Annotated in this window: 22 protein-coding genes; 9 read left to right on the forward strand and 13 right to left on the reverse strand. The window is 69.1% G+C overall.

The genetic code is table 11. From position 1 onward, the window contains the following. Window positions 1-57 precede the first annotated feature (57 nt). Window positions 58-477: a cold-shock protein gene (locus NB3_RS02825; protein ID WP_063023190.1), complete on the reverse strand. Its 420-nt coding sequence runs from the start codon at window positions 475-477 to the stop codon at window positions 58-60. A gap of 187 nt (window positions 478-664) precedes the next feature. On the opposite strand from NB3_RS02825, the gene NB3_RS02830 reads away from it, so the two are divergent. Beyond that, window positions 665-907 carry a hypothetical protein gene (locus tag NB3_RS02830; RefSeq protein ID WP_067796009.1) on the forward strand — a complete coding sequence of 81 codons (243 nt, stop codon included), beginning with the start codon at window positions 665-667 and terminating at the stop codon, window positions 905-907. Between the two features lie 408 nt (window positions 908-1,315). Next, the gene (locus NB3_RS02835) at window positions 1,316-1,945 is read left to right on the forward strand and encodes a resuscitation-promoting factor Rpf1 domain-containing protein (RefSeq protein ID WP_067796012.1); all 630 of its coding nucleotides are present in this window, start codon (window positions 1,316-1,318) and stop codon (window positions 1,943-1,945) included. 83 nt (window positions 1,946-2,028) lie between these two features. Here NB3_RS02835 and NB3_RS02840 read toward each other — a convergent pair whose 3' ends face one another. Then, window positions 2,029-2,217 (reverse strand): hypothetical protein, encoded by a 189-nt coding sequence (locus tag NB3_RS02840; protein ID WP_040864798.1) that lies wholly within the window; start codon window positions 2,215-2,217, stop codon window positions 2,029-2,031. 95 nt (window positions 2,218-2,312) lie between these two features. On the opposite strand from NB3_RS02840, the gene NB3_RS02845 reads away from it, so the two are divergent. Next, window positions 2,313-4,607, forward strand: coding sequence for a helicase-associated domain-containing protein (locus tag NB3_RS02845; RefSeq protein WP_067796014.1), 2,295 nt, complete (start codon window positions 2,313-2,315; stop codon window positions 4,605-4,607). On the opposite strand, the gene NB3_RS02850 is transcribed toward NB3_RS02845, so the two are convergent. Then, window positions 4,608-5,138: an LppU/SCO3897 family protein gene (locus NB3_RS02850; RefSeq protein ID WP_067796018.1), complete on the reverse strand. Its 531-nt coding sequence runs from the start codon at window positions 5,136-5,138 to the stop codon at window positions 4,608-4,610. Between the two features lie 295 nt (window positions 5,139-5,433). On the opposite strand from NB3_RS02850, the gene NB3_RS02855 reads away from it, so the two are divergent. Then, window positions 5,434-6,264 carry a hypothetical protein gene (locus tag NB3_RS02855; protein WP_067796020.1) on the forward strand — a complete coding sequence of 277 codons (831 nt, stop codon included), beginning with the start codon at window positions 5,434-5,436 and terminating at the stop codon, window positions 6,262-6,264. A 4-nt stretch (window positions 6,265-6,268) separates the two neighbouring features. Here the strand turns inward: NB3_RS02855 and NB3_RS02860 are convergent, their stop codons facing one another. The 5 genes from NB3_RS02860 to NB3_RS02880 all read right to left on the reverse strand — a co-directional run bounded on the left by NB3_RS02860 (window position 6,269) and on the right by NB3_RS02880 (window position 13,124). After that, window positions 6,269-7,690, reverse strand: coding sequence for a M1 family metallopeptidase (locus NB3_RS02860; RefSeq protein WP_244891745.1), 1,422 nt, complete (start codon window positions 7,688-7,690; stop codon window positions 6,269-6,271). A 60-nt stretch (window positions 7,691-7,750) separates the two neighbouring features. Next, window positions 7,751-8,389 carry a LysE family translocator gene (locus tag NB3_RS02865; protein WP_067796026.1) on the reverse strand — a complete coding sequence of 213 codons (639 nt, stop codon included), beginning with the start codon at window positions 8,387-8,389 and terminating at the stop codon, window positions 7,751-7,753. 53 nt (window positions 8,390-8,442) lie between these two features. Continuing rightward, window positions 8,443-9,111 carry a DUF3239 domain-containing protein gene (locus NB3_RS02870; protein ID WP_084485681.1) on the reverse strand — a complete coding sequence of 223 codons (669 nt, stop codon included), beginning with the start codon at window positions 9,109-9,111 and terminating at the stop codon, window positions 8,443-8,445. A 41-nt stretch (window positions 9,112-9,152) separates the two neighbouring features. Next, window positions 9,153-10,811, reverse strand: a complete 1,659-nt coding sequence (locus tag NB3_RS02875; protein ID WP_067796027.1) for a DNA repair helicase XPB — start codon at window positions 10,809-10,811, stop codon at window positions 9,153-9,155. 150 nt (window positions 10,812-10,961) lie between these two features. Continuing rightward, window positions 10,962-13,124: an acyltransferase family protein gene (locus NB3_RS02880; protein WP_280516560.1), complete on the reverse strand. Its 2,163-nt coding sequence runs from the start codon at window positions 13,122-13,124 to the stop codon at window positions 10,962-10,964. 165 nt (window positions 13,125-13,289) lie between these two features. Between NB3_RS02880 and NB3_RS02885 the strand changes: the two genes are divergently transcribed. The 4 genes from NB3_RS02885 to NB3_RS02900 all read left to right on the forward strand — a co-directional run bounded on the left by NB3_RS02885 (window position 13,290) and on the right by NB3_RS02900 (window position 16,055). Continuing rightward, window positions 13,290-13,589, forward strand: coding sequence for a hypothetical protein (locus NB3_RS02885; protein ID WP_067796033.1), 300 nt, complete (start codon window positions 13,290-13,292; stop codon window positions 13,587-13,589). Continuing rightward, a complete protein-coding gene (locus tag NB3_RS02890; protein ID WP_157111460.1) occupies window positions 13,586-14,788 on the forward strand; it encodes a DUF6973 domain-containing protein in 1,203 nt (400 codons plus the stop codon). Before NB3_RS02885 ends, NB3_RS02890 begins: the two co-directional genes overlap by 4 nt. Next, window positions 14,788-15,333: a hypothetical protein gene (locus tag NB3_RS02895; RefSeq protein WP_067796039.1), complete on the forward strand. Its 546-nt coding sequence runs from the start codon at window positions 14,788-14,790 to the stop codon at window positions 15,331-15,333. Before NB3_RS02890 ends, NB3_RS02895 begins: the two co-directional genes overlap by 1 nt. 77 nt (window positions 15,334-15,410) lie before the next feature. Continuing rightward, window positions 15,411-16,055 (forward strand): LysE family translocator, encoded by a 645-nt coding sequence (locus NB3_RS02900; protein ID WP_067796043.1) that lies wholly within the window; start codon window positions 15,411-15,413, stop codon window positions 16,053-16,055. Between the two features lie 20 nt (window positions 16,056-16,075). On the opposite strand, the gene NB3_RS02905 is transcribed toward NB3_RS02900, so the two are convergent. The 3 genes from NB3_RS02905 to NB3_RS02915 form a co-directional block, all read right to left on the reverse strand. Further along, window positions 16,076-16,618, reverse strand: a complete 543-nt coding sequence (locus NB3_RS02905; RefSeq protein ID WP_067796047.1) for a dihydrofolate reductase family protein — start codon at window positions 16,616-16,618, stop codon at window positions 16,076-16,078. Window positions 16,619-16,665: 47 nt separating this feature from the next. After that, a complete protein-coding gene (locus NB3_RS02910) occupies window positions 16,666-17,832 on the reverse strand; it encodes a pyridoxal phosphate-dependent aminotransferase (protein ID WP_067796049.1) in 1,167 nt (388 codons plus the stop codon). A 71-nt stretch (window positions 17,833-17,903) separates the two neighbouring features. Next, the gene (locus tag NB3_RS02915; protein WP_067796053.1) at window positions 17,904-18,815 is read right to left on the reverse strand and encodes a sigma-70 family RNA polymerase sigma factor; all 912 of its coding nucleotides are present in this window, start codon (window positions 18,813-18,815) and stop codon (window positions 17,904-17,906) included. A gap of 106 nt (window positions 18,816-18,921) precedes the next feature. Between NB3_RS02915 and NB3_RS02920 the strand changes: the two genes are divergently transcribed. Then, window positions 18,922-19,518: a GNAT family N-acetyltransferase gene (locus NB3_RS02920; protein ID WP_067796056.1), complete on the forward strand. Its 597-nt coding sequence runs from the start codon at window positions 18,922-18,924 to the stop codon at window positions 19,516-19,518. 121 nt (window positions 19,519-19,639) lie between these two features. Here the strand turns inward: NB3_RS02920 and NB3_RS02925 are convergent, their stop codons facing one another. After that, a complete protein-coding gene (locus tag NB3_RS02925; RefSeq protein ID WP_067796058.1) occupies window positions 19,640-20,731 on the reverse strand; it encodes a 3-deoxy-7-phosphoheptulonate synthase in 1,092 nt (363 codons plus the stop codon). A gap of 84 nt (window positions 20,732-20,815) precedes the next feature. Further along, the coding region (locus NB3_RS35865) for a hypothetical protein (protein WP_218020518.1) at window positions 20,816-21,008 on the reverse strand (193 nt) is incomplete at its 5' end.

The raw sequence follows: 21,008 nt of genomic DNA on the forward strand, positions 1-21,008 counted from the left end.
GTTCGACCGATCGCCTCGGCTCGACGGCCGCCTCGGATGAAGCGGCACCGAGCGGAATCAGCGGTCCAGTTCGCGCGCCACCGCGCGGACGACCTCCGAGATGCGTTGCGCTGTCTTGCGATCCGGGTACTTGCCCTTGCGCAGGTCCGGCTGCACCTTCGCCTCGAGCAAGGTGATCATGTCCTCGACCATGCCGTGCAGCTCGTCCGGCGTGTGCCTGCGCGCGGCAGGTTCCTTGCGCGCGTTGCGTTCCTGGCCCTGCCGGACCGACGGCGGCGCCTCGAGCAACTTGAGACTCAGCGCCTGGGGGCCGCGACGGCCCGCGGCCATGCCGAATTCCACGCGCTGGCCGGGCTTGAGGCCCTCGACGCCTTGGGGCAGCGCGGACGAGCGGACGTAGACGTCCTCACCCTCGTCCTGGGAAAGGAAGCCGAAGCCCTTTTCGACGTCGTACCACTTCACCCTGCCGGTCGGCACTGCGCTCACCCGTTCATCATCGAAAACTCGGACCCCTACGGCCCGAGCACATCCGTCTGCCGAGCCGGTCGCGCGACCGGCCCTTTCCTGTGCGAAAAGAACGCGCCCAGCAGGATTGCAGGACGCGATTGCCATCGAGTCTACCCCGGTGTGAATAACGCGAGCACATCAGTTTTACCGTCGATCCGTGACGAACCCTTCCACCCCGACTCCGCCCGGCGGCGCCGAACGGCGTCGCGGCGACTGGTTGCTGCGGCTCGCGCTCTCGGTGTTCGCGCTGGGTTTGCTGGCTATCATCGCCATCTTCACGATTCCGTTGCTGACCGACAGCGAGCCGGGACTGTGGCTCTATTTCGGGGCGATGCTCGCGCCACTGGGGTTCGTGCTGGCGCTCGTGTTCGCGCTGCGCTCCGGCCGCCGGTCGCGCTGAACCGGAGTGCGGACCCCGATCCGACACCGAACCGGTTACCCCGTGTGATCGTTACCCACTCCTAGGTGTGATCCTCGTCACATTACGAGTAGGTCACGGAGTGGTGACAACGGGCGGCGCACCCGACCGCAACGCCTCTAGCTGCGGGAAGCCTTCGCGCCGGTCCGAGACCGGGCCGAGACCCACTGGTACACGCCGGTTACCAAATAGTGATTTTTCCCGCGGTTCGTCGTACCGTCTTATCCAGCCGGGGCACCCCCGGCGACCACCGGCCCGCCGCACCGAGCCTCGCCCCGCGGGTACCGGAACCCCGACGGAAACGTAGGGGCGAGGGCGGAACGGACGACCTCTCAGTCCGAACCAGAACCGAAGACGTCGCAGGTGCGTCGAGAGGAAGACGAACCCGATATGAGTGGACGCCATCGCAAGCCAAGCTCGACCGGACGCACGGTAGCCAAGGTTGCCGTCACCGGAGCCATCATCGGCACCGCCGGTGTGGCCTTCGCAGGCAACGCCAGCGCGGCACCCGACTCCGACTGGGATCGACTCGCTCAGTGCGAGGCCGGCGGCAACTGGGGCATCAACACCGGCAACGGTTTCCAGGGCGGGCTGCAGTTCTCGCCCAGCACCTGGCGCGCCCACGGCGGTCAGGAATACGCCGCCAGCGCCAACCAGGCCACCCGCGAACAGCAGATCGCGGTCGCCGAGAAGGTGCTCGCCTCGCAGGGCTGGGGCGCGTGGCCCTCCTGCTCCTCGAAGCTGGGCCTGAGCAGCGCGCCCACCCCGCGCTCCGCGCCCGCCGAGACCCCGCGCTGGAACCCCGCGCCGCAGGCCGCTCAGTCCGCGCCCGCCGCGCCGGCGGACACGCAGCAGATCTTCTCGGCCGTCGACCGCGCCCTCGAGGTCGTGCAGAGCCAGGGCGTCCAGGTGCCCAAGGAAGCTCTCGACTTCTTCAACGCCGCCAAGTCCAGCGGAGTCACCCTCGACCCCGCGATCGTGAACTTCTACGAGGCGAACAAGGGCTTGCTGCCCTCCTGATCAGGAACGCTTCGCAAGAAGGGCCCCGCATCACCATGGATGCGGGGCCCTTCTTCGTAGTCGAGAACGTTCCGTTCGCGCGCTCAGCGGTTGATCACCGTGTTCGGGTGCATGTAGGGCAACTGCTCAGCCGGGACCGGGAACTCGGTGTCCTCGCCGTAGGGCGAGAGACCACCGGAGCGGGCCGAAGAGAGCTCGGTGACCGCGGGGTCACCGTCGGCGACCTTCGGCCAGCCGTTGTCGACATAGGATTTCTTCGATTTGTTCACCACGGCCCCATGCTAGCCCGGCCGCTCCGCTCGGATGCGCCGCAGCCCGCGCCTCCGGACGTCGGCGGGCGATCGCCCGGCATCGTAGGCTGGATCGGATGACCGCGACCGACTCCCTCGCCGGTTGGCTCGGCGCCCGCAGTGATGCCCAGCTGGTGACGCTGCTGCAACTTCGGCCCGACCTGGCCGTGCCGCTGCCGTCCGCCATGGCCGTGCTCGCCGCCCGCGTCGAACAGCGCGCGTCGGTGCTGCGCGCCACGGAGGACCTGAACACCCTCGAATTCGCCATCGTGGAAACCCTTGCCATGCACGGGGTGACGCGACCCGACGGCGGCCCGCTGCGCCGTGCCGATTTGCATGTGCAATTGAGCGAACGAGTGCAGGCCGCCGCGATCGACGAGGCGCTGGAGCGGCTGACCGCTCGCGCGCTGGTCTGGATCGACGCCGAACAGGGACTGCACCTGATTCCGGCGGCCGCCGAGGCGCTGCCGTGGCCGATCGGCACCGCGACCGAGATCCCCGACGCGCTCACCGAACCCGAGGTGGTCGCGGCGCTGCCCGAGCTCTCGTCCGCCGAACGGTCTTTGCTGGACAAGCTGGCCGCGACGGGGCCGCGTGGCCGCACCAAGGACGCCGCGCCGGGTACTCCGGCCGACCGGCCGATCCAGCGGTTGCTGGCGCGCAGGCTGTTGCACTGGGTCGATGACGAGACCGTGGAGCTTCCGGTCACCGTCGGTCAGGTGCTGCGGCGGGAACCGGTCACCCACCCGCACGCTCTGACGCCGCCGCAACCCGAGACCGTGAAACAAACGCCCGCCGACGTGAACGCGGTCGCGGCGGGCGAGGTGGGCGAGCTGCTGCGGCACTGCGCGGCCGTGCTCGAGGTACTCGGCCAGGTCCCGGCTCCCGCCTTGCGCGCGGGCGGCCTCGGCGTGCGCGAGCTGCGCCGCATCGCCAAGCAGGCCGGTGTCGACGAGCAGCGAGCGGGTTTGCTGGTCGAGCTGCTCGCGGCGGCGAAATTGCTCGAGAAGGGTTTGCCGGACCCGGCGCCCGACTTCGAGACCACCGACGACTTCTGGGCGCCGACACCGCTGGTGGACGCCTGGCTGGAAGCACCACCCGCGCGGCGCTGGGCCACCCTCGGACTCACCTGGCTGGAATTGGACCGGATGCCGTGGATGATCGGCATGCGCGACGCGAACGACAAGCCGCTGGCCGCGCTGTCGCTGGAACTGCGCACTCCGACCGCGCCGCGCGACCGGCGCGCGATCCTCGCCCTGCTCGCGGAATATCCGTCCGGCACGGCGCTGGCCCCAGCGGATATCGGCCGCCTTCTGGCCTGGCGGCAGCCGCGCAGGCGCAGGAACTTCCGCCCTGAGGTGGTCGAACAGACGCTGGCCGAGGCGGCTGCGCTCGGGCTGATCGGCCGCGGCGCGCTCGGCTCGGCGGCGCGCGCGCTGCTGCACGCGGCGCCCACCAGCGTGGCCGACGCCGAGGCGGAGATGGAGGCGGCGCTGCCGGAGCCGGTGGACCACGTGCTGGTGCAGGCGGATCTCACGGTGATCGCGCCGGGCCCGCTGACCACCGACCTCCAGCGTCGCGTGGCCCTCGTCGCCGACGTCGAATCCGCGGGCGCGGCAACGGTGTACCGGATCGGGGAGTCTTCGGTGCGGCGCGCCCTCGACGCCGGGCTGACGGCGGCCGAGCTGCACGCGCTGTTCGCCGCGCATTCCCGGACACCGATCCCGCAGGCGCTGACCTATTTGATCGATGACGTGGCCCGCCGCCACGGCCAATTGCGCGCGGGCATGGCGCAGTCGTTCATTCGCAGTGACGACCCGGCGCTGCTGGCCCAAGTGCTGTCCGCGCCGGTGGCGAGCGCGTTGGCGCTGCGATCCATCGCGCCGACCGTCGCCATCGCGCAAGCGCCGCTGGGCGAACTGCTGGAGCAGCTGCGCGCGGCCGGTTTCGCGCCCGCGGGTGAGGACTCGACCGGCGCGATCGTCGATCTGCGGCCGCGGGGGGCGCGGATCTCCGTGCGGCCCGCCGCGCGGCAGCCCTATCGGCCGACACCGCCGAGCACCGAACAGCTCGAAATGCTCGTCACCGAACTGCGGGCGGGCGAACGCGCCGCCAGCGCCCGATCCGGTCAGGCGGTGCGTCCGGACGGCACCAGGACCAATACCGCCGCCACCCTCGCCCTGCTACAGCTCGCGGCGCGGGTGCGGCGGTCGGTGAACATCGGCTACGTCGACGCCCAAGGCGTCGCCACCCAGCGTGTGGTCGAGCCGTTGAAGGTGGGCAACGGGCAGCTCGACGCGCTCGACCCGGTCACCGGCGCGGTCCGGCACTTCACGCTGCACCGGATCGCGTCGGTTGCCCTGCTGGAATGATCAGCCCTTGGGCTTGGCCGTGCAGAAGGTGACCTTGGGGTCCGATTCGATGAGGCGGAAGCCGTCGGCGTCCTGATCGCACAGCAATTCGTCGGCCTTGCCGTCGATCCGCTTCAGCACCTTGAAGGTGGCTTCCGAGGACGCGCAGTCGACGTGCTTGTATCCGGTCGTGCTGCTCTCGTTGTAGCAGTTGCCTTCCTTGAAGTTCGGTGCCAGGCACAGGAAGGCGGTGGTACCGCCGGCCAGGGTCTCCTCGTAGGAGGTGTATTCGGCGGCGCAGTCGGTCTTCTTGTCGTAGGACTGCGCGACCTTGTAGACGGCCTTGTCCGACGAGCAGTCGACCGGTTCGGTCTTGGAATCGACCGCGGAACCCTCGATGACGTTGATGCAGTCACCGACTCCGGCCTTGGCGGTGTCCGACTTGCCCGCGTCCTGGATCAACGAACAGCCGGCCACCGTGACCACCACCGCGGCCACCGCGACGAGGGCGAGCACGAGCCGTGCCAGCAGCCTCGTTCCTGGAAACTTCACCTGAAAACCTCTCTCACCGAACACGTTCACGGGCTCGTGAACGCGGTGAGGATACCCGCACGACCTGAGCGGCCGCATCAGCCCGCCGGGCGACCTCACCCGGCGGCGCTAGTAGCTGTGCGTGCCGTACATCCCCATGAGCGCGTAACCGAGAATGCTGGGAAGCAGACGGCCGAGCAAGAAGAACGCAGAGTAATTCACTAGCAACGCCTTTCGCGTATTCCATGCAACTGGACTCTTGTCCGGTATGCGGAGTGTGTCGTCGCCCGAGACCGGGTCGTTACGCTTGGGCAGTATGGCGGTCGATGACGTCGCGCGCGACTTGTACGGGCTGGCGCCCGCGGAGTTCGTCGCGGCCCGCGCCGATCGGGCGGCGGCCGCGAAGCAGGCGGGCGACAAGCGGCTGGCGGCCGCCATCGGCAAGCTGCGCAAACCCACCCTCGCCGCGTGGGCGGTGAACCTGCTGTCCAGGGCGGCGCCCGACGACGTGGCCGCCTTGCTCCGGCTCGCCGCGGCGCTGGCCGCGGCGCAGCGGAAACTCTCCGCCGAACAGCTGCGCGACCTCACCGCGCAGCGCCAGCAACTTGTCAACGCGCTCGCTGAGAAAGCGGGCACGCTCGCCGCCGAACACGGGCACCCGGTCGGTGAGAACGTCGTGCGGGAGATCGGCCAGACCTTGACGGCGGCACTCGCCGACCCGGAGGTCGCCGATCGGCTGCGAGCCGGAACGCTCGCCACGGCCACCAGCTACGAAGGCTTCGGACCGAGCGGACCGGAGTTGCTCGCGGCGCCGGAACCGGCCGCGCCGCGCGGAGGAGCGGCCGCGCGAAAGCAGCGGGACGACAGCGCGCGCCGCGAGCTGGCCGACGCCGAGGCCGCGCTCGAAACCGCTCGCGCCGAAGCGGATTCGGCACAGGCCGCACTCGCGGAAGCGACCGAGGAACTGTCCGCGGCCGAGGAACGCGTCGCAGCGCTGCGCGACGAACTCGCCCACGCCGAACAGCAGCGGCAGTTCCGCAAGTCGGCCGAGCGATCGGCCAAAGACGAACTCCAGGCCGCGCGCCGCCAGGTGGAGCGAGCCGAGCGCAGCCTGACGAAGGCACGGCAGCGCGCCGGGAGCGACTGACGGATCAGCTGCGCAGAGCGCCGGGGAACAGGTACTCCTCCGGCGGCGGCGCGGTGGTGTTCAGCCACGCGTGGAAGAAGCCGGTCAGGTCCATGGGCGATCTGGACTGCACGAACGCGCGGAACTCCGGCATCGAGGCGTTGCCGTAGGCGTGCGCGGCGAGGAAGTCCCGAACGGCGGCGAAGAACACCTCGTCGCCGATCTGCCTGCGCAAGGCATGCAGGAACAGCGGGCCGCGGTAGTAGACGGAGGTGAACTCCTTGCCCACGCCGGGATTCTCCAGCGGGATGTTCCAGTACTTCTCGCTGTCGCGGTACTTGCGGATGGTCTCGCGGTACTGGTCGTCGACGTTCTTGCCCTCCATCCGCTCCGGCCACAGGTAGTCGGCGGTATAGCTGGCGAAGCACTCGTTCAGGCAGATGTCCGACCACTGGCGGATCGACACCCAGTCGCCCCACCACTGGTGCGCGAGTTCGTGCACGACGACCGGCAGATCGATCGACGGAGCGTAGAGCGGGCGCGTCTGGGTCTCCAGCGAGAACGTGATGCCCGCGTCCAGGTGGATGCCACCCGCCGCCTCGAACGGGTAAGGGCCGTAGAGGTTTTCGGCGAAGTCGAGAATCTCCGGCACGCGCCGCTCCAGCTCGCGCTGGCGCTGCTCCACATTCGGGGCGAACGCGCTGAGCAGCGGAACGCCGTTGGCCCTGCGCTGTTCGAGGTATTCGAATTTGTCGATCGCCACCGTGGTCAGGTAGCCGACCACCGGCCTGGCGTTGGCCCAGCGGACCGTCCGCTTGTCGCCGCGCACCACGTCCTCGAGACGCACGCCGTTGGAGACCACCTCCCACTCCGCGGGAACGGTGGCGGTCAGACCGAAGGTGGCCTTGTCCAGCGGGGTGTCGTTGAGCGGGTACCACGTCGTCGCCGAGTGCGGCTCACCGGCGACGAACGCGCCGCCGCTGGGCGCGAAGGTCCACCCTTCGCCCTCGGTGTCCAGTGCGGTGCCCGCGTAGTCGACGGTGACGGTGAACGGCAGGCCGGGCAGCAGCGGCAGCGACGGCGTCACGGTCAGCTCGTGCTCGCCGTTGCGGTCGAAACCGGCGGGCAGCCCGTTCACCGACACCTCGCGCACTTCCGGCCCCGCGAAATCGAGGTTGAACGCGCGCAGGGCCTGGGTGGCGTGCGCGGTGACGGTGGTGGTTCCGGCCAGTCTCCGGCTGGGCGGGTCGTACTCGATGCCGACGTCGTAGTGCTGGACGTCGTAGCCGCCGTTGCCGTCGAGCGGATAGTAGGGATCGCCCAGGCCCGGCGCGCCGACCAGCGGGTCCGGGGGCGGATCCGCGTGCGCGGGCACCCAGGACACCGCGGTGAGTACACACGCGACCGCGGCGCACACCCGGCCGGACAACCACATACGAACAACCACCCCTCTCCACCCCGCCTGTCACCGGTACCGGCGCACCGGCTTCGCTGGATGGTAGCGGCTTCAGTCGGCGCTTCCGGTCAGCGCCACCGACGCGCCGACGCCGAAGATCATCACCCCGCCCGCGCCGCCGACCGCCTCCAGCCTGCGCGGCGACTTGGCGAACCAGGATCGCGCCGAGGCGGCCAGCAACGCCCACGCGCTGTCGGAGACCAGCGCGATGGCCAGGAAGATCGTGCCGAGCAGCAGGAACTGCCACGACAGCGACCCGGAGGCCGGATCGGCGAAGTGCGGCAGCACCGCGGAGAAGAAGACGATCGCCTTGGGATTGGTGAGCCCGACGACGGCGCTCTGGCGCAGCACGCGCGTGCCGGGCGCCGGTTCGACCGCGGCGCCGAGCGCCTCGCGCAATGCCGAACGCTGACGGATCGCTTGGATCCCGAGATACATCAGATACAACGCGCCCGCGAACTTCACCACCGTGAGCGCCAGCGCCGATGCGGTGAGCAGAGCGCCGAGACCGATCGCGACCAGCACCAAGGCGACGTAGACGCCCATGGCGTGCCCGAGCACCGAGAGCAGGGCCGCGCGCCGGCCGAGCGTGAGCGCGCGACCGACGGTGAACAGCACGCCTGGCCCGGGCACGACGATGATGACGACCGCGGCGGCGACGAATGCCAGCAGGTTGGACGCTGGAACCATCCTTCGAGTCTAGGCGACGACGCAACCGATAAACCCCGCGTACGCAGCCGGATTCAGGAACCGAGTTCACCCGGCAGCTGGTGCGGATCGAGCAGCAGACGTTTCGTGGTGGTGCGCCGCACCTTCTCGGCGAGCGCGAGATTGTCGGTGAGCAGCCGCCATTCGGCCTCGCTGATCGCGGCGCGGGCGCGGGCGATGACCGCGTCGTCGGTGGTGCCCCAAGCGATCGGCATGGCGCTCACCGATTGCCAGCGCTGACCCACCTGGCGCGGCGCGCGGTCGGTGCGCACGGCGACCGAAGGCACCCGCTCCCCGAGCCTGGCCTCGTGGCCGGGGAGGTCACGAACCTTTCTCGTCACCAAGGCGTAGCGCGGATCGCGCATGTCCGGCGCGGACACGTCGACCAAGGCGAGCAGCACGACACCCGACGGGCGAGCCTCCGAGACCACCGCGGGCACCAGCTCACCGTCCGCGTAGAGCTTGTCGATGCTGGAATGCCACGGCGTCCACAGAGCCACCCACAGCGCCGTCACCGCGCCGAGCGCGAAGGCGACCGCGAGCAGGTAGGCCCACGGATGGTTGAGCCAGATCAGCAGCGCGGTGCCGGACGCAGCGACCACCGCGGCGGCGATCGCCAGCAGGCGCAGGCGGCGGAGGTCGGCGAAGACTTCGTTCACCGCGTGGGCGTGATCGCGGTCCACCGCGAATTCGAAGCGTCGCACGCCCTCATTCCTAGCACAGTTTGTGGAGGATCTGCCTCCGCTTATCCGATGGCGGGGCCGAGCAAGTCGTCGGCATCCGTGATGCGGTAGGCATACCCCTGTTCGGCGAGAAAACGCTGCCGGTGCGCGGCGTATTCGGCGTCCAGCGTGTCGCGCGCGACGACCGAGTAGAAGTGCGCCTGCCCGCCGTCGTGTTTCGGACGCAGAAGCCGCCCGAGACGCTGCGCCTCCTCCTGCCGGGAGCCGAAGGTACCCGAAACCTGGACGGCGACGGACGCTTCCGGCAAATCGATGGAGAAGTTCGCCACCTTGCTCACCACGAGCACCGGAATCTCGCCGCGCCGGAACGCGTCGAACAGCTCCTCCCGCTCCTTGGTCTTCGTCGACCCCTGGATCACGGGTGCGTCCAGCGCCGCGCCGAGTTCGTCCAGCTGCTCCAGGTACGCGCCGATGACGAGGCTCGGCGCCTCCTTGTGCTGGGCCAGGATCGACTCGACCACGGCGATCTTGGTGCGCGCGGTGGAGCACAGCTTGTACCGCTCCTCCGGCTCCGCGGTCGCGTAGGCCATCCGCTCCGCGTCGGTCAGCGTGACCCTGACCTCGATGCAGTCGGCGGGAGCGATCCACCCCTGGGCCTCGATGTCCTTCCACGGCGCGTCGTAGCGCTTCGGGCCGATCAGCGAGAACACGTCGCCCTCGCGGCCGTCCTCGCGCACCAGCGTGGCGGTCAGCCCCAGCCTGCGGCGGGACTGGAGATCGGCGGTCATCCGGAAGACCGGGGCGGGCAGCAGATGCACCTCGTCGTAGATGACCAGCCCCCAGTCCCGGCTGTCGAACAGTTCCAGGTGCTTGTACTCGCCTTTGGTGCGCCGGGTGATCACCTGGTAGGTGGCGATGGTGACCGGGCGGATCTCCTTGCGCTCGCCGGAGTACTCGCCGATCTCCTCCTCGGTGAGCGAGGTGCGCGCGAGCAGTTCGCGCCGCCACTGCCTGCCCGCCACCGTGTTGGTGACCAGGATCAGCGTGGTGGCCTTCGCCTTGGCCATCGCCGCCGCGCCGACCATCGTCTTGCCCGCGCCGCAGGGCAGCACCACCACCCCGGAACCGCCCGCCCAGAACGAGTCGGCGGCCATCTGCTGGTAGTCGCGCAGATGCCAGCCGTCGGTCGCGTAGTCCAGTTCGATCGGGTGCGCCTCGCCGTCGACGTAACCCGCGAGGTCCTCGGCGGGCCAGCCGATCTTCAGCAGCATCTGCTTGATCCGGCCACGCTCGGACGGATGCACCACCACCGTGTCGTCATCGATGCGCGCGCCGAGCATGGGCGCGATCTTCTTGTGCCGCAGCACCTCCTCCAGCACCGCGCGATCCAGGCTGACCAGCGTCAACCCGTGCGCCGGATGCTTCACCAGCTGCAGCCTGCCGTAGCGGGCCATGGTGTCGACGACATCGACGAGCAGCGGCTGCGGCACCGCGTAGCGGGAGAAGCTGACCAGCGCGTCCACCACCTGCTCGGCATCGTGACCAGCGGCGCGCGCATTCCACAGCGCCAGCGGCGTCACTCGATAGGTGTGCACGTGCTCGGGCGCCCGCTCCAGTTCGGCGAACGGCGCGATCGCCTGGCGCGCGGCATCGGCCAACTCGTGGTCGACCTCCAGCAGCAGCGTTTTATCGCTCTGCACGATCAGCGGACCGTCGTTCACAGTCCCTCCTCAGTTGATTCCCCGCCATTCTCCCCGACCCCACCGACAACCCCGCAGGTTACCGGCCCTTCCCGCGAAACGCGGTTGCGGCAGCGACCGCATGTAACGCCGGAAGGGGTCGATGTCTTCCCGCCGACCGTGCGGGACGGCTCAGCCGTGCGCGAGCGCGCGTTCGGCGAGCGCGCCGACCACCGGCGCGAGCGCGGTGGCGTAGCCGCTGGTGATGTGGTTGTCGTCGCGGTAGACGAGGGTGTTCCCGACGATGACCGGACAGCGGGCGGCGGTGCAGAACAGCGAGGTCAGGTCGGCGTACTGCCCGCCGCCCGCGGTGGCCGCCGCGCGTTCGGCGGCAATGCCAGCGTCGTCGACCGCGACCGCACGGGCGGGCGCGCACGCGGAGGCGTCATCGATGTGTTCGGCCACACACGCGGGCACGGTGGCGTGCGGATCGGGGACGCCGCCGAGCACCAGGACCGCCGAGCCCAGCTCGCGCAGCTGGGCGGCCAGGCGGCGCACGCTGTCGATCCACGCCGGGTCGTAGGTCGCGAAGCCGAAGTCGCCGCCATAGCGGCGGGACATGCCGACCACGACCAGCCGGGGCCGCTCGTGCCGCAGCCTGGCCATGATCTGCTCGCGCCACTGCTCGCACTCGGTGTACGTCCGCCCCAGGTACGGACTGGTGATGGGCAGATCGAGCAGCGGGCAGGTGACCTTCGCCATGGTCTCCAGCCGCCAATGCCGCGCGACGGCGATGTCCTCGAACGCCGGTTGCCACATCGCCGCGTGGGAGTCACCCACCAAGGCGACCGTGGTGGCCGAGGCGGGATCACCGGAGGCGCACTCCCCCTGGCCCACGTCGGTCCAGGAACGGAAGCAACCGTTGTCGAACACCTCCGCTCGGTCGCCGCGCGCGTTCGACAGCGCGGGCGTGAGATTCGACGGGACGTCGCGGACCTCCGCCGAGGCGGCGACCGCCGCTTGGGTCTGTGCGGTCAGCTGCTCGATCGCGGCGTCGTAGGGGTCGGCGGTGGGAGCGGCCGGTGCGGCCGGTGTCGTCAGCGTGAGACCTCGCGCCGCCGTGCCGTGCCCGACCGGAGGCGGGACGAGCACGAGTAGCGCGGCCGCCACACCGATGGCCAGCGCGGTGCTCACACCACCGCAGGCGAGGCTGAGCCGGCCCGAACCGCGCAGGCGGGTCGCGAAGCGAACCGGATTCTCGATCAACCGCTGAGTGAGCACGGCGAGCCCACCCGCCATGACGACCGCGCCCAGTGCGCCGACCAGCCCGAGCGGGCGGCCGAGCGCGTGCGGGGCCAGCATCAGCACCGGCCAGTGCCAGAGATACCAGGAGTAGGACAGCCTGCCGACGGCCTGCATCTCGGATACCGCCAGCACCCGGCCGACGCCGAATCGCGATGCGACACAGCCGCTTCCGATGACCAGGACCGCGCCGAGCACGGGCAGCAGCGCCGCGATGCCCGGATACGGGGTCTTCTCGTCGAGCCGAACGCAGGCCACGACGATCAGACCGGCTCCCATCCACCCCACGCAGGTGGCCGCCGACTTCGGCAACCGGGACCAGAGCACGACCGACAGCGCCACCATGCCGCCCGCGGCCAGCTCCCAGGCCCGCGCGGGCAGCGCGAAGAACGCCCACGGTGGCATGGTGCGGGTCCAGGTCAGCGCGACCGCGAAAGAGAGCGCGGCGACGACGACGAGAACGATCAGGTACGGCAGCGCGGTGGCCGAACCGCCGCGGCGCCGTCGCACGAGCCAAGACGTCGCGATCACCAGCGCGGGCCAGATCAGATAGAACTGCTCCTCCACGCCGAGCGACCAGAAGTGCTGAAACGGTGAAGGCGGCGCGTCCGCGGCGAGGTAGTCGGTGCCCTGCATGGCGAACCGATAGTTCCCGGCGTACAGCGCGCTGGCGATCCCGTCGCCGAGCGCTTGGCGCGCCTGCAGCGGCGGCAGCAGCACGGCCGCCCCGATCGCCGTTGCCACCAGCACGACCCCCGCGGCAGGCAGCAACCTGCGCGCCCGCGCGCCGTAGAACCGGACGAGCCCGACAGTGCCGTCGACCGCCGCTTCCCGATACAGCATTCCCGTGATGAGAAAACCGGAAATCACGAAAAATACGTCCACACCGGCAAATCCCCCACCGATCCCCGGCACACCGGCATGAAAAAGCACCACGGCCAGTACCGCGACCGCCCGCATTCCTTCGATGTCCCCCCGAAATGCCGCCCCCGGCGACACTCCGTCGATCAGCTCCGCCCGCCGATTTCCCAACCCGCTGACCGTGGCCGCCATGCGCAGCATTGTCATCGGTCCGGCCGGGCAAGTCCCGCCGACTCGCCGCCTGGCATGCGCCTCGGCCTGCATCTTCGGCCCTTTCGATCGCTGTTGCGGCGGCACCGGCGCAGCGTCGGCGGGTATGCTCCTGGCTGCTGAGGCCAGACCGAAAGAGGGGGCGCCATGGGCGATTTCGACCTAGATCCGGAACAAACGCGCGAACTCGCTCGTGTAGTTCGTGGCCATGCCGACGCGACCGCGCAGTTGACACCCCTGACCCAAGGGGTGCGCGCGGAGCCGACGCTCCCGAAGTCGGACATCGCGGCGACGATCGACTCTTTGAGTGGAGCGTTGGAGAAGGTGATCGACTACCACACGCGTCAACTGCGCGGTTTCGCCGACAGCGCGGACGCCGCGGTCGAGGCATTCCTCGCGCAGGACGCCGAATTCGCGTCCCGGCTGAAGCAGGCAGGACAGAAGTGAGCGGAGGAAACTATGTCGACGCGCTCACTGTTCCTTTGGTCCTGTCCTGGGATCCACGTGCCGCTATCGCGATCGCGGACAAGTTCAAAGAGAAAGCCTCCCAGCTCGACGACCATACCCACAAAGCCGCAGTGTCGATAGACATGTCATATACGTACTATCGAGGAAAGTCAGGTGAGTCGGCGCGCGACCGGGGACATCAGGATCGCGAGCATGCCCGCCGCACAAAAGAAGTGCTGGTCGGAATCCAACAGGAAATCTACAAGCACATCGCTTCGATCGTCGACTACGTCGATGTCATCCGCGAGAAAAAGGCCGAGGCGGAAGAGTCGGAATTCGATCTGTTCGTCAGAGACGACGGCGGAGTCGACTCCCGGATGTCGAACGGGGAAGTCCTCTTGAAATTCGGCCCCTCTGGTCTGGTCGAGAAAGAGGGTTACGAGGCGTATCTCACCGCCCAGATCAGGGCTGCGCTCACAGCTGTTCAGCAGGTGGACAAGGAAGGCGCCGATCAGGTTCGACGCTGGCTGGAAGAGCTGTCGGACGAAGTCAAACGCGGCACCACCGCGATGCCAGAAGATCCCGAACTGGCCAAGATTCTGAACAAATACCAGACCGCACCGTCGAAGTCGGGCGCCAGTCTGTGGCCCTCCGGCCTGCTGCTGACCGAAATCCGCCTGCTCTACCCCGACTTCCAGCCGACACTCATGACACCGGAGGAGGCGGCACTCGTCTCGACGCTTCTCATGAAACCCACCGGCGTGGCGGATGTCGCCGAATTCTTCGAACTCAAGTCACAGGCCGAAAACGCGGCGAAAGCCGCATACCCCGATATTCCTTCAGCCTGGGCAGACGATCATGGCGATGCCTATCGGCACATGTACTGGAACGCCTTGATGACCCAGAAGTACGGGGAAGAGTGGACCGCATCGTTCGCCACCGCCCACGAGGGAACGGGTGCGAACACCCCAGCGCGTGAGGCCATGGATCTCTACAACAACGAGCAAGGCCGCAAAATCGCGGTCGATCATCCCGACGCTTCACCCGAGGAACTGCAACGCCTGGTCCGCCAGCGAATCGATGCCGGACAGGCGATCGTGATCGACAACCGGCAGCAGATCGAGTGGAGTAATCGTGTTCCGATCGGCGACACGGTCTCACCCCACTCGTCGGATATTCCTCTTCCAGGAGCGAAATGATGAAAGTCTTGCGGGCGGTTTCGTTGACGACTCTCGGGATCGTCGCCGCGACCATGACGGCGTGTTCTTCATCGCATAGCGGACACGACAACGGGATCGGCGCCACCTGCGCCGGGTCGTTCGACATGTTGTCCACGGACGAACCGTTGGGCGCGAGAGACGCTCTGGACCGTGCGGTTTCCGAAGCCATCGGCAGGCCCGAGAAGGTGAGCGTGGCGGACCTGACGCGGGCGGCGGGCTGGTCGGCTACCTGGGATCGGGTCGTGGTCGCCAAATCCGGCATCACCCGGGAGCGCATGAATCAAGCCAGCGGCCTCCAGGATTACTGCTGGCCGAACCTCCCCACCGCCGTCGGCAGCGACGGGCCCGCGCGCGTGTTCTACGTCTTCTTCGACGGCGACAGACCACTGCAGTCGATCCGCACGGACACGAGCAAGGAGTACTTCCACCGATATGGCAGTGGCGACGTGCTGCGCCCCGACACCCGCCTCGAGCCGGTGCCACCACGATCACCCGGAAGCGCCGGGTATTTCCAACCGGCGTAGACCGGCCCATTCGCTCACGTCCAGCAGGTGGCGAGTGGACCGCGACAAGGGGCGGTGGGGCGGGTGAGGATCGGGGCATGATCGAGATGGCGGCGGTGGTGGGGGTTGCGGTGGCGGCGTTGGGGATGGTGCTCACGCCGGGGCCGAACATGATGTATCTGGTGTCGCGGACGGTGTCGCAGGGGCGGCGAGCCGGGTTGGTGTCGTTGACGGGGGTGGCGGCGGGGTTCGGGGTGTATCTGGCGGCGGCGACGGCGGGCATCACGGCGGTGTTCGCGGTGGTGCCAGGCCTGTATCTGGCGGTGAAGCTGGCGGGGGCCGCGTATCTGGGGTGGCTGGCCTGGCAGGCGCTGCGGCCGGGCGGCGTCTCGGTCTTCACGCCCGCGGCGCTCTCCCCCGACCCCACCCGGCGTTTGTTCACGATGGGGCTGGTCACCAACCTGCTGAATCCGAAGATCGCGATCATGTACATGGCTCTGATCCCGCAGTTCGTCGCGCCGGAGCGCGGGAAGGTGTGGTTGCAGAGCCTGTGCCTCGGCTCGGTGCAGATCGCGGTGGCGCTCACCGTGAACGGCCTGATCGTCCTCGGGGCGGGCGGTTTGGCGACGTTCCTCGCCGCCCGCCCCCTGTGGCTGCGCACCCAGCGATACATCACCGGCACGATGCTGGGTGCGATCGCCGCCCTGCTCGCCACCGACCGCGCCCGGCCCGTACCGGCCTGAGCCGAGCGCCGTTCAGCCGATTACGTCAACCGGTAGTGCAGTTCCGCGAATTGACCGGCCTGCTCGACGGCCGTCAGCCGCATCCGGTCGGACAGGATGCGCCGCGGCAGCAGTGGGGCGCCCGCACCCAGCGTCACCGGAGCGACGCTCACCTTGACGTGATCGAGCAGTCCCGCGTCGGCGAACTGTCCGGCCAGGTCGCCGCCGCCGACGATCCAGATGTCGCGTTCACCGGCCGCTTCGGCCATCGCTCGGTGCACCGCCTCGACCGGCCCCGAGACGAACCGGAGATTCGCGCCCGGTATCGCGGGAAGATCCCGGTGGGTGAAGACCCAGCACGGGAGGTCGCCGTAGTACTTGCGCCAGTTCTCCGGTGGTTCGTTGGCCACGACCCATTCGTAGGTGGTCGCGCCCATGCACATGGCGCCGACCCGCGCGAGGAAGCCCGCGATGCCCGCCTGCGCCTCGTCCGCGCCCTCCACCTCGAAAAGCCAGGTGAGCGAGTTGTCCGTGTCGGCGAGATAGCCGTCGAGAGAGGTTGCCGTGTAGTACTGGGTTGCCATGCCTTCCACGTTGCCAGCAAAACCTGACAGTTCACGGCAAGGTTGTGTCAAGCGCGACGCAACCGGCGGACCCCCTCGTCCAGCGTTTCGTCGCGCTTGCAGAAGGTGAACCGCACCAGATGACTCCAGGCGGCGGTGTCGTCGGCGAACGCGATGACCGGCACCGCCGCCACACCCTGCCGCTTCGGCAGGTCACGGCAGAAGGCCAGGCCGTCGGCGGCGCCGAGCGGGGTGATGTCGGCGACGACGAAGTAACCGCCCGCGCTCGGATACACCCGCAGACCGGCGTCGGCGAGCGCGGCGGACAGGCGAAGCCGTTTCTGCGACAGCGCCTCCCGGAGCCTGCCGACCCACTCCAGCTCGTGATCGATCGCGTGCGCCACGGCGGGCTGGAACGGCCCGCCCGCCACGAAGGTCAGGAATTGTTTGGCCGCGAGCACCCCGTCGATCAGGTCGGCGGGTCCGCAGGCCCACCCGGTCTTCCATCCGGTGACGCTGAAGGTCTTGGCCGCGCTCGATACCACGATGGTGCGCTCGGCCATGCCCGGCAACGTGGCCAGGCTGATGTGCTCGACGCCGTCGTAGACCAAGTGCTCGTAGACCTCGTCGGTGAGCACCAGAATGTCGTGCTCGCAAGCGATCTCGGCAATCGCGAGCAAGTCCGCCCGCCCGAGTACGGTGCCGGTGGGATTGTGCGGGGAGTTGACGATGAGCATCCGGGTCGCCGGGGTGATGGCCGCGCGCAGACTGTCCAAGTCCAGCACGAACCGATCCCCGTCGGCCACCAGACGCGCCGTGCGCCGCCGGGCCCCCGCCAGCGCCACGGCGGCGGCGTAGGAGTCGTAGTACGGCTCGATCAGCACCACTTCTTCGCCCGGCTCGACCAAGCCGAGTACAGCCGCGCTGATCGCCTCGGTCGCGCCCACCGTCACCAGGACCTGCGAGTCGGGGTCGTAGTCGGTCCCGTAACGCCGTGCGCGGTCGTCGGCGACGGCTCGGCGCAGCACCGGCATGCCGCGCCCCGGCGGGTACTGATTGAGTCCGTCGGCGATGGCGCGGCGGGCGACTTCCAGCATGCTCGCGGGCCCGTCGGTGTCCGGGAACCCCTGCCCCAGGTTGACCGCGTCGTGCCGGATGGCCAGTTCGGTCATCTCGGCGAAGATGGTGGACGCGAAGGGTCGCAGACGGGCAACGGTCGGATGTCGCGAGGGCATAACCGGAGACTAGTCCAGTTGCCCGGCACCGCCTCGAGACAGCTGGCAGCACTGCGCGGGCCAGGCTGGGCTCAGCCCAGCCGGACGCCGGTCAGCTTGGCCGGATTCGCCATATCGTAAGCGCCCCAGACCAATCCGTCCCGAACCGTGAAGCCGACGACCCGCGTGGGATAACCACCCCGGCCTTCCACCGCCGGACGCGGCGCGACCGCGAGACCCATTTGCCCGTTCACCGAGACGAACGTGAACACCTGTGCTGCGTCCTCCAGCCCGTACTTGCGCACTAGGCCCAAGGAGAAACGGGCGATGCGATCCGCGCCGTGCAGGACGTTGATCGCGGTGGCGGTGGTGCCGTTGGCATCGCCGATCATCACCGCGTCCGGGTGCAGCGCCGCGGTGACAGCGGCCACGTCACCCGTGCTCAGCGCGACGAGGAAGCGCTGCACGGCGGCCTCGTGCTCGGCGTCGGGGACCGGTCGCGGCGTCTGCGCCACCGCCTTGCGGGCCCGCACGGCCAGCTGCCGCGCCGCGTCGGCGGAGATGTCGAGAATGCCGGCGATCTCGTCGAACGGCACCGACAACCCGTCGTGCAGCACGAAGGCCACCCGCTGCGGCGGCGTCAAGGTGTCCAGCACGATCAGCGCCGCGAACCGGCACTCTTGCTTGCGCACGACGACTTCCAACGGGTCGGGAGCGCTCGACGGCGTGCGGCCGGTGACCACCGGTTCCGGCAGCCACTGGCCCACGTAACTCTCCCGCCGCGCCGCCGCGCTACGCAGACGGTCCAGGCAGATCCGGCTCACCACCGTGGTCAGCCAAGCGCGCAGATCATCGATCTCGGACTGGTGCGCGCCCGCCAAGCGCAACCAGCTCTCCTGCACCGCGTCCTCGGCATCGCCGACGCTGCCCGTCAGTCGATAGGCGACCGAGAGCAGATGCGCCCGATGTGACTCGAACAGGTCGGAAAGCAGCGCGGCAACCATCGAGGGGAAGTCTACGGTCCGGTATCCCGGCCTCCCCCTCGGCACCGGTGGCAGGCGCCCGACAAACCGGATGATCCACCGGCTCCTCCCGTGACAGCATGGCTCGATGGACCCTCGCGTGCTGTCGAACGGAACCATCTGGCTGTCGGCTCCGACAGCCGACGACGTCGACGCCATCACCGAGTGCTGTCAGGACCCGGCCATCGCGGAATGGGTGACCATCCCCGTGCCCTACGTCCGGGACAGCGCCATGACCTTCATCGAGAAGATGGTCGTTCCGGGGTGGGCGGCGCGCAGCCCGACCTGGGCGGTGCGGCTGCACGCCGAGGGGCAGGTGGTCGGCATGATCGGTCTCGGCGAACAGGACGAGAGCGCGGCGGAGATCGGTTTCTGGCTCGCCCCGGCGCAGCGCTCGCGCGGCTTGACGACCCAGGCCGTGCGCATGGTGTGTGCATTCGGGTTCGCCGCCGACGGGCTGGCGCTGGAGCGGATCAGCTGGCGCGCGTTCGTTGGCAACTACGCTTCGGCCGCGGTGGTCCGGCGCGCCGGGTTCCGCTACGAGGGCATGTCCCGGCTCGGCAGCGTCCAGCGGGGACGACGCCGCGACCACTGGCTCGCCGCCCGCCTGCGCACCGACCCACCCGGCCCGTCGGACGATTGGCCCGGCGAATTTCTCTCCGGCCGGACGCCCGGCATCGAATGAAGATGGTCTCTGCGGTGAACCCCGCACCCGCTGCGGCCCTGCGGACTTCGGCGGCCGCGCGGCTCGTGCACGGGCGGACGAAACTCGCGCTTCGTCCGCTCGGGCACGAGCCGCACCCGGTTCAGCGCTCGCGGCGCTGCCGCACCGCGTCGGCGAGGCGGTCCAGCTGCGCGGCGGTGGTTTCCCAATCCAGGCAGGCGTCGGTGATCGACTGGCCGTAGGTGAGTTCGTCGGCGTGGCCGAGGGTGAGATCCTGGCGTCCCCCCACCAAGAAGCTCTCCAGCATGACGCCGACGACACCCGACTCGCCCGCGGCCAGCCGCCGTGCGATGTCGGTGACCACGTCGACCTGCTTGGTGTGGTCCTTGTTGCTGTTGCCGTGGCTGGCGTCCACCACGATCCGCTGCGGCAGCGACGCCTTCTCCAGCCGCAGGCAGGCCTCGGCGACCGAAGCCGCGTCGTAGTTCGGCCCGGCGCTGCCGCCGCGCAGGATCACATGGCAGTCCGGATTGCCGGTGGTGCGGATGAGCGCGGCGCGGCCGTCCAGATCGGTGCCGGGGAAGACGTGGCTGGCCGCCGCGGCGCGCACGCCGTCCACCGCCACCTGGACATCGCCGTCGGTGCCGTTCTTGATGCCCACCGGCATCGACAGCGCGCTGCTGAGCTGGCGGTGCACCTGGCTGGCCGCGGTGCGCGCGCCGATCGCCCCGTAGGACACCAGATCCGCGATGTACTGCGGCGTGATCGGATCGAGGAACTCACAGGCCACCGGAAGACCGAGGGCGGTGATGTCGACCAGCAGCTTGCGCCCGAAGCCCAATCCGGTGTTGACATCGAACGATCCGTCCAGGTGCGGGTCGTTGATCAGGCCCTTCCAGCCCAAGCTGGTGCGCGGCTTCTCGAAGTAGACCCGCATCACCACGTGCAGCCGATCGTCGAGTTCCGCGGCCTTCGCCGCCAGGCGGCGCGCGTAATCCAGCGCTGCGGCGGGATCGTGCACCGAGCACGGGCCCACGATCACCATCAGGCGATCATCGGCGCCGTCGAGCACGTCGACAGTGGCTTTGCGTCCCGCACGGACGGTGTCGGCGAGGGCATCGGTGATCGGGTGCACCCGGCGCACCTCCGCGGGCGAGCGCAGCGGGCTCACGTTGAGGGTGCGTTGATCGTCCAGATCGGAATGCCGTGCGTCGACGTCGGCTGCGGTTGTCATCTCGTGGGTTCCTTTTCTCGGGGCCGACCCACGGATGCGAATCCCGTCGAGCCGGTCCATCGTCCGGCTCGGGGTGGAAGTTCGTCAGCGCACGCGGTTGCCGCAGACCAGCCCACCCAGGGCCGGCTTGCTAAACCAGAAATACACGCGCTGCACGTCAGGCACAGTACCAGCCCGCAACCGATCGGTGAACTGTGTTATTTGCCACGCCTTCGGCGCGGCGTATTCGCGGCCCTCTTGTGGCTCGCGTTCGAGCGGCCGCCGCTTGCTCCTTCGG

This window comes from Nocardia beijingensis NBRC 16342 (assembly GCF_001612785.1).
In the GTDB taxonomy this organism is placed as follows: domain Bacteria; phylum Actinomycetota; class Actinomycetes; order Mycobacteriales; family Mycobacteriaceae; genus Nocardia; species Nocardia beijingensis.